Source organism: Roseibium sp. RKSG952, assembly GCF_009711355.1.
The window spans coordinates 1-6855 of the sequence record NZ_SMMF01000751.1; the positions used below are offsets into that span (position 1 = coordinate 1).

Genomic DNA, 6855 nt, shown 5'->3' on the forward strand with positions numbered 1-6855 from the left:
CCAACGGCTTGCGCTTCGCTAAAAATCCACATCCCTCAGGGCGGGGAAGGCGTTAACCCGCATTCAGTTGAAGATCGGAACATCGGAGACGAAGGCATCCTCGAAAGAAGGGTGTCTTTTTCGTATCCGGTCGGCAAGACTGTCCGGATTTGAGAGAACCTCTGCGACGCTCATTCCAGTAACGATCTCGACGGTTGGGAGCCCCTTGACCGCATTATCGAATACATGTTCGTACCCAAGAGGCGTGTTGTTGCGCCCGAACGCCACGAACCTGGCCGACGCGAGCTCCGAAGAGGAGAACTCGCCCGCCAGAGCTTCCGTCTCAGCGGCGAACGTTCGGGTGATGGCGTCGCGAACGCTTCGATCCGGACTGTCGCCGTCGAGGGAAACCCTCATCGCGGCCTCATAACCACCGTCCACGAGAACCTTCGGGATGGAGTTGGAGGAGAACGCCTTGGCAGGAAAGGCCGTCCGGCTGGCAATCATCTTGGCGACGCGAACGATGTCGGCCTCGGTTCTGACTCTACCGAAGATCATCGGATCGGCGGCGGCGCGAATCGCGAGATGGGTTGCTCCTTCGAGAATTTCGGAGACGGGTGCGAGGGACTGCGTGCCGAAGTGCAGGCGCGCCTCGGTCAAGTTGGCGAATTCCTCGACGACGCGCGGCTCGCCGCCCGCTCGAATAAACGCGATCGTGGCCGCAGCGTCGGAGAAACTGTTGGACAGGTGCCTAGCGCGGGGTGAAGCATCGACATCGGCGTGGGTCTTGAGTGCCAGCGCCGAATGGGAGAACGCTCTTGCGATCTGACGCAGGGAAGATAGCCTGCGCGATTCTGATGTCGTCATGCCGATGACCGGATAGTGCCCCCTGTCCATCATGGACAGTTCTCTGGCGAAGCCGGAGGCGCCTGCGACCGGGGAATAGGGCAGCACGAAATTGATCGATGTCTGATTTCGGCCGGTGTGCTTTTCGATGGTGCGGCTGCACGTCGGGTGGAATCCAGACTTCAGGATCGCCGAAAGCTGTGAAAAAGTCTTTCCGTTGCGCTCCGTATCGGCGGGCAGTGAGAAGTCCCTTAGCGAGGACGGTTCCCACTTCGATGTCGTCACCGACTTCATGTCGATGACGTTAAGCGCGATCTGGCGATCGTCGGCCTCCTGTCGGAACTGGTCCATCGCCCATTTGAGATCGGGATCGCTGGAGTGCGGCGAACGCTCCATGGACATACCGCTTCCTGGCCGGACGACACCCGTCTTGGAGTGTTCGAGAACGCGGGCCAAAACCTTGGCGGTCAGGTCGGGACGGTTCGTCGTGGGAATAATTCTTACGTTGCCTTCCAAAAGGATCTCAGTGACACTGTTGCGCAGTTCCATCCTGACGATGCCGTTCTCCGTGCCCTTGGAAAGTCCGACGATGTCGCTTCCTATCTTCGGCTTGACGTTTCCCTCGAAGATCGCGCGTACGCTGTCACCGTTCCGCTTGACCAGAACGTAGGCGTTTTCGTCTTTGGCTCTAACGGTTCCGAGGAAAATCGTCATGCTCACATCCCGGGTGCGCTCGTCAGAGCAGGTTGCACGACCTCGAGTTCGAGGTTGTTGAAAACGATGTTCTGTTTGTCGTCGTAACCAAGTGCCGACACCATGTCCAAGTTCAGAATCTCGTCGATCGTCTCGCGATTAAAGAGGTTTTTAGCACGAATGACGTACCCGTCTTCGGAATAAGCAAAGAGCCCGTCGTCATCTGCGGAGACATGAGAGATTCGCGCGCAGTTTTCGGTTACGTGCGAAAACAGCAGCAGTGTGGAGGATTTGTCCGGCCCTAGCATTGCAAGTAGAATAACCGGCTCGTTTGTCGGCTCGGTTTGTTCAAAGATCATTCCAGTCTCCGTTGAGTGGTTTTTCTCATAGCAGACTATGGATGCTCTCAAAGCAATCGACCAACCCATGTGAAAAAAGTTATCTTAACATCTTCCCTGCGCTGAAAAACGGAGTTTTCAGCGCACAGTTCAGATGAAGGTTATCGAACAAGGTATGTCCTCGGCCAAAGGGGAAGCCGAGGTCCGTTGGGACAAGCTGTTCGATCCTGCGGTGACGGCTGCATACGAAATCGGAGTCATCAGGTTCGCCGGCGGAACGGTGTGCGACATCTTCCATATTCTGGGGTCGATGCGCTCTGTGGATTCCGAAGAGCAGAGCAAGACGGACTGAGATCGATCCCCTCTGCCTACAGGCGTTTGAAACTTGCCTCGCAAAAACATTACATGGTCTTCGAAACGATTTTGGAGTTTTTCTTCAATGAGCCCGTCCATAGGCGAAACCGTAAAAGACCTGGTGGCGACGCCGAGCGTTTTCGCGCGCGCTCGAAAGGCGTGCGCCCAAGTCGACTATAAGGGGTATGCCTGCGCCTCCTTGAAATCAAGGTCGCTGACGCTCGACCTGGTGACGATGTTTTTCGAGACCGGACAATTCGTGCCCCCCGCGTCCGCCGCGAGATCGGCCGTTAGTCTTGAACCCATCATCGAAGACGCTGTTCATGATGCTCTTCGTTTGCAGGACATGCGCAAGCTCGTCGCCGATACGGTGGAACTAATTTGCGAAAAATTTCCAAAAACATCGCAACCAACCGTGCGGCGTGAGGTGAAATCCTGTCTTGCAAACGTCATGCAGCGGGAATTTGCGAGGGCGGATCGCTCGATGCCGCTTGATGTCCTGTCCGGAATGGACGTGGTAGTCGCTCACGTTCCGGGTTTGAGGGGGTTCGAACCCCTGAAGAGCCTCAAGACCGACTATTACGATGAATTCCGAGATGCGGCATCAATCAAGCCGAACGCGGCCTTCGAGCGGTTGCTTAGGCTCGCCAACGTTTCGTCGCAGGAATACATTGCAGCTGTAGAGGAAATGAGGGGCGAGCGTCTGGACGACCCGGGATCCGTGAGAAAGGCCGTCGCCTCTGATTGGGCGGCTCTTGAGGTGCTTGTGGATTCGGCGAGGCCGCAGCTCGTTTCTCCGTCGGAACTCGTCAACTCGGTGGACGCTGCGCCGAACGGGTTCGTTCCAATGGTAGCCTTTGCCGTCGATGCCGCTTATCTGTGTCGCGGCTGGCGCTCGAAACCTCATGGTGTCGAGGGCGGCGTTTTAGCCCTGCACGATTTCGAGACGGGAACAGGGTGTCCGGTGCGGTTTGAGGAAGACGTTGATCTGTCGGATTTCCCGGGCGGCCTCGTTCAGGCCGAGGGCGTGCCCTGTGACTTCAGGGAGAGTTACGGCTACTCTGAGGAGGAGTTTCAAAGCCGCGTCACGGTCAGCCGGAAGCAAGAGCGAAATTCAGATAGGAGCAGGAATATGAACGACGATATCAAGCGGACGATCGATAGAATCAAGAAAGAGAACCCGGCTTTGGTTGAGGAACTCACCGCGCTCGTACTGGCTGCCGATGCCCATGGAAGTCTCGACGAGTCCGTCTATGACTACTTCGGGGAAATCGGCTCCGAGGAAGCTAATGCGCACGAGTCCTCGGACGGCCAGGAGAAGGAGTTGGTGTCGTCCGAGGCGGCGGCGGCCGAAATCAACAACGCAGGGGCGGAGGAGCAGATCTGCATCATTCTGGACGGGCACGGGGTCGCCGATGGCGAGCGTCTGATCAAGGATTTGATCGGCGATCCTGCCCCGAAAATGTAGAATTCAGTCCACGCTTGAATATGCATCAACCATCGCACACAAAAATCGAATCCTTGTTACATGGTACGGAGGTGAGACGTGAGATCAGGGTATGGAGAACACCGGGAGAATGGATCTCCCTGGGGCATCGCCGCGGCCACTTTGACCGCTTGCGGGGCCGTGATGTTTCTGGTCATCATCTTCTCCGGGGAGCCGCAGGCTCCGATCATGGAGGCTTCAGAGGTGGGTCCCGATTCCATCGCTGTAACGCCTTCCCCTCCTTGAAGGAAGGGGTCAAGAGCGCGCCTCGCGCAGCGAGGTATTAAGATTTACTCCGTTGTTCTTCAAAGTATTGCCTAACAATCCCCCTCCTTCAGCGAGGAAAAGACGTTGCCCGGAGCTGAAAATGACGAGCGAAAACACGAACAGAAAAATCGAGGATGCCGGAGAGAAGATCGGCGGCGCGCGAAAGGATTTCGACTCCCGAGCGCTGGATCAGGCCGACATCGAGGGGATGACTGACGAGGAGGTTGGTACACTCGTCACTCGGGACAATGTCTGGCCCAACCCGGATTGGGAAATTGAGGTCGGAAACGGCCTTGATCCGGTCGTCGCTGCCGCCATCAAGACCATTCGCTCGAAGGTTGATGCAAAGCCGCAATTCAGCAATCGCAGGCCGCGCCGGGAAACGGCGGAAAACTACGTCGCCAACATGAAAGTCGTCGTTCGACACGTCATGGCCTGCAAGACAGAAGCTGACCTCTATGCTCTGGGTCGAACCCTCCTTGATGAAATGGGTCGACAGATGTGGTCTGTTGTGCGCGGACGGAAAAGCCCGTTTCACGTAACGGACGCCGACACTCGGAAAGCGAAGGATCTGGTTGATCAGGGATTCCCAGGGAAGATCCCGGCGTGGAGACGAGGCGTCAAGATCAGGGAGATCGGGGGCGACATCATGGCCATCAAGGGCCAGATGATTCTCGGGCGGGGCTTCAAGAGTCGGGAGGAGCTACTCGCCTGGCTCGAAGAAAATAACAGGTCGCCCGAAAAATCATCGGCGCCGAGGGGGAAGAAGCCTGTCCGGCCTCATCTGGCTTCTCTAAAACGCATCGGCGGAGAGACGGCTCGTGGCGAGCGCGATGTCGACGAGAACGAGTTCATCGAGACCTTCGGGTACCGAGGTGTGGAGTTTGGTCTATGGCTCGACGATGCCGAGCGGCAGACGGTTTTGAATACCGCATATGACGCGCTTTCCGATTTCTCGGAAGTGCTCGGCGTACCTATGAAGGCGATCGGGCTCCAGGGGACGAATGCGCTGGCCTTCGGGTCTCGCGGAGGCGGTTCGTTCGCTGCGCACTACGAGCCGGACAGGAAAGTGACTAACCTGAGCCGCATTCGTGGGGCCGGAAGCCTCGCGCATGAGAAGGCTCACGCCATTGATCACCTGGTGGGGTTCCTTGCGGGCATTCAGATGGAGGATGTCATTCCGAGCGGAAGCGGATGGCATTCGAAGGCGTGCAAGGATCGGACCAAGGAGTTGTCGGCTCTCGGTCCAGATGTCGCCGATGCCTGGGATCGCGTCATGAGGACCCTTTACTATACACCCAAAAGCAAGGAAGAGGGCATCGCCCTCAAGAAGGAGAAGGTAGCTAACTGCGAAGCGGAGATCGCGCGCGTCCACAAGGCGGAGGCGTCTTGGAAAAAAGCCGCCGCCGATCCAAAACGAGCTGTCGACCGCAAGTTTAAGAAGGACTACAGGTCCTTCCAGAGGAAGCTCGGACCGTACATGCAGGCGGTCGAGCAACAGCGAAACAATGCCTTGGCGGAGCTGGAGGCGTGTCGGAGCGCGCCGGAGGCGGCTTACTTCGGCGTGAGACCTAGCGATTACGCGAATGAGGCGCAGAAGCTGTGCGGCAAGACCGGAGAGTATTGGGTCCGTTCGAACGAAATGTTCGCAAGGGCCTTCGAGTGCTGGACCTTTGACCAGCTCGCCGCGCGCGGCGCGAAAAACGATTATCTCGTTTACGGCGTCGAGGATGGGCGGTTCGCGGATCGTGCCTACAGGGGCAACCCGTATCCGGCCGGAGAGGAACGCGTTCGCATCAACGAAGCCATAGGGCATCTAGTGAGGACGATCGCGCCTCTCATGAAGGACGGCCTCGACCTCGATCTCTCCGACGCGCCGACCCTCTGAGCGGCGGCTTTCGGCGCTTCCATCGTTCCATTCTTGCCTTCCAGCGGGGGATTGACGCGTGTGGGTCCCTCCGGAAGCCCGGACCTTCGAGCTGAAGGACTGCAGGTTCCGGCGGGAGAGCGCTTTCGTCGGGAGGGGATAGCTCGGGGTCGTGGAAGATGGTTGGGTGTCCGGTCCCGCGTCCGCGGATCATCAGCGGGAGCCCCTCCTCCGTCGGATCAAACATCCACTTGTCGGCCAGGATAACGTAGTGACCTCTCGCCGCAAGCAGGCATCCCGCCCAGTCCTCATTTACGGATCGAACTCCCGGGATATTCTTTAGAAGTTTCTTGGGCCGCGTCCAGAAGGGCATTCTAGGCAAAGAGAGAAGGGCTTCGACGAGGCGTTCGGGGAACCCTGTCTCAAGATCAAGAAGGTCCGCCTCCCGTCCTACCGCTTCGACGGCGATCTCAATATCCAGAATGCCTGAGAATTTCATGTAGTCGCCAAGGTGCGCGCGCTTGTTCGTTGAAAGCAGGAACGCGGTGATGGGCGTGCGGGCATCAAGCCCCCGATTCATCATCCCCTGAAACGAGTTCAGGCACTTGAATTTCCGATCGAGCGCGGCGCTTTGATCGATGACGAAAAAGATGTCTCCGTTAATGTCGAGCGTTTCGAACGAACCAAACTTCTTGAGTTCGGTGAGGATCGAGTCGGTCGAGATGCCTGTGAGGGACGGGTCAACCTCGCATAATTCCTCTTCGGTTGCCATGGTTAAGTCAGCCGGCATAGCCTTGAGTGCCTTTTCGAGGCGGCTATATGCGATATGTCCGTGAGCTTCTGGAATATATCCGTGGTATTGCATCACGACGGACAGGCTGTCGGAAAAACCTGGCGCGTCTTGTCTGCTACTGCTGTTCATGTGCGCTCTTCTTGTCGAGGACGCGACTATAGGCATACGAGAACTTTTACGGCAATTGGAAATTAACGTCTTTCCCGCCCTGAAGGACGTGGATTTTTAGCGA

The 6855-nt window shown here is 57.3% G+C and carries 6 protein-coding genes; 3 read left to right on the forward strand and 3 right to left on the reverse strand.

The features are described from left to right. Window positions 1-63: 63 nt before the first annotated feature. Entirely contained in the window at window positions 64-1539 is a 1476-nt protein-coding gene (locus E1297_RS05510) for a hypothetical protein (RefSeq protein WP_155134994.1), read from the reverse strand. A 2-nt stretch (window positions 1540-1541) separates the two neighbouring features. Beyond that, a complete protein-coding gene (locus E1297_RS05515; RefSeq protein WP_155134996.1) occupies window positions 1542-1877 on the reverse strand; it encodes a hypothetical protein in 336 nt (111 codons plus the stop codon). 133 nt (window positions 1878-2010) lie between these two features. On the opposite strand from E1297_RS05515, the gene E1297_RS05520 reads away from it, so the two are divergent. From E1297_RS05520 to E1297_RS05530, 3 genes are all read left to right on the forward strand, one after another. Then, window positions 2011-2208 (forward strand): hypothetical protein, encoded by a 198-nt coding sequence (locus E1297_RS05520; RefSeq protein ID WP_155134999.1) that lies wholly within the window; start codon window positions 2011-2013, stop codon window positions 2206-2208. Window positions 2209-2295: 87 nt separating this feature from the next. Continuing rightward, on the forward strand, window positions 2296-3678 hold the full coding sequence (locus E1297_RS05525) for a hypothetical protein (RefSeq protein WP_155135001.1): 1383 nt from the start codon (window positions 2296-2298) through the stop codon (window positions 3676-3678). A 385-nt stretch (window positions 3679-4063) separates the two neighbouring features. Continuing rightward, window positions 4064-5851, forward strand: coding sequence for an LPD1 domain-containing protein (locus E1297_RS05530; RefSeq protein WP_155135004.1), 1788 nt, complete (start codon window positions 4064-4066; stop codon window positions 5849-5851). On the opposite strand, the gene E1297_RS05535 is transcribed toward E1297_RS05530, so the two are convergent. Continuing rightward, window positions 5802-6602: a hypothetical protein gene (locus E1297_RS05535; RefSeq protein WP_155135007.1), complete on the reverse strand. Its 801-nt coding sequence runs from the start codon at window positions 6600-6602 to the stop codon at window positions 5802-5804. The genes E1297_RS05530 and E1297_RS05535 overlap by 50 nt on opposite strands. Window positions 6603-6855: the final 253 nt, after the last annotated feature.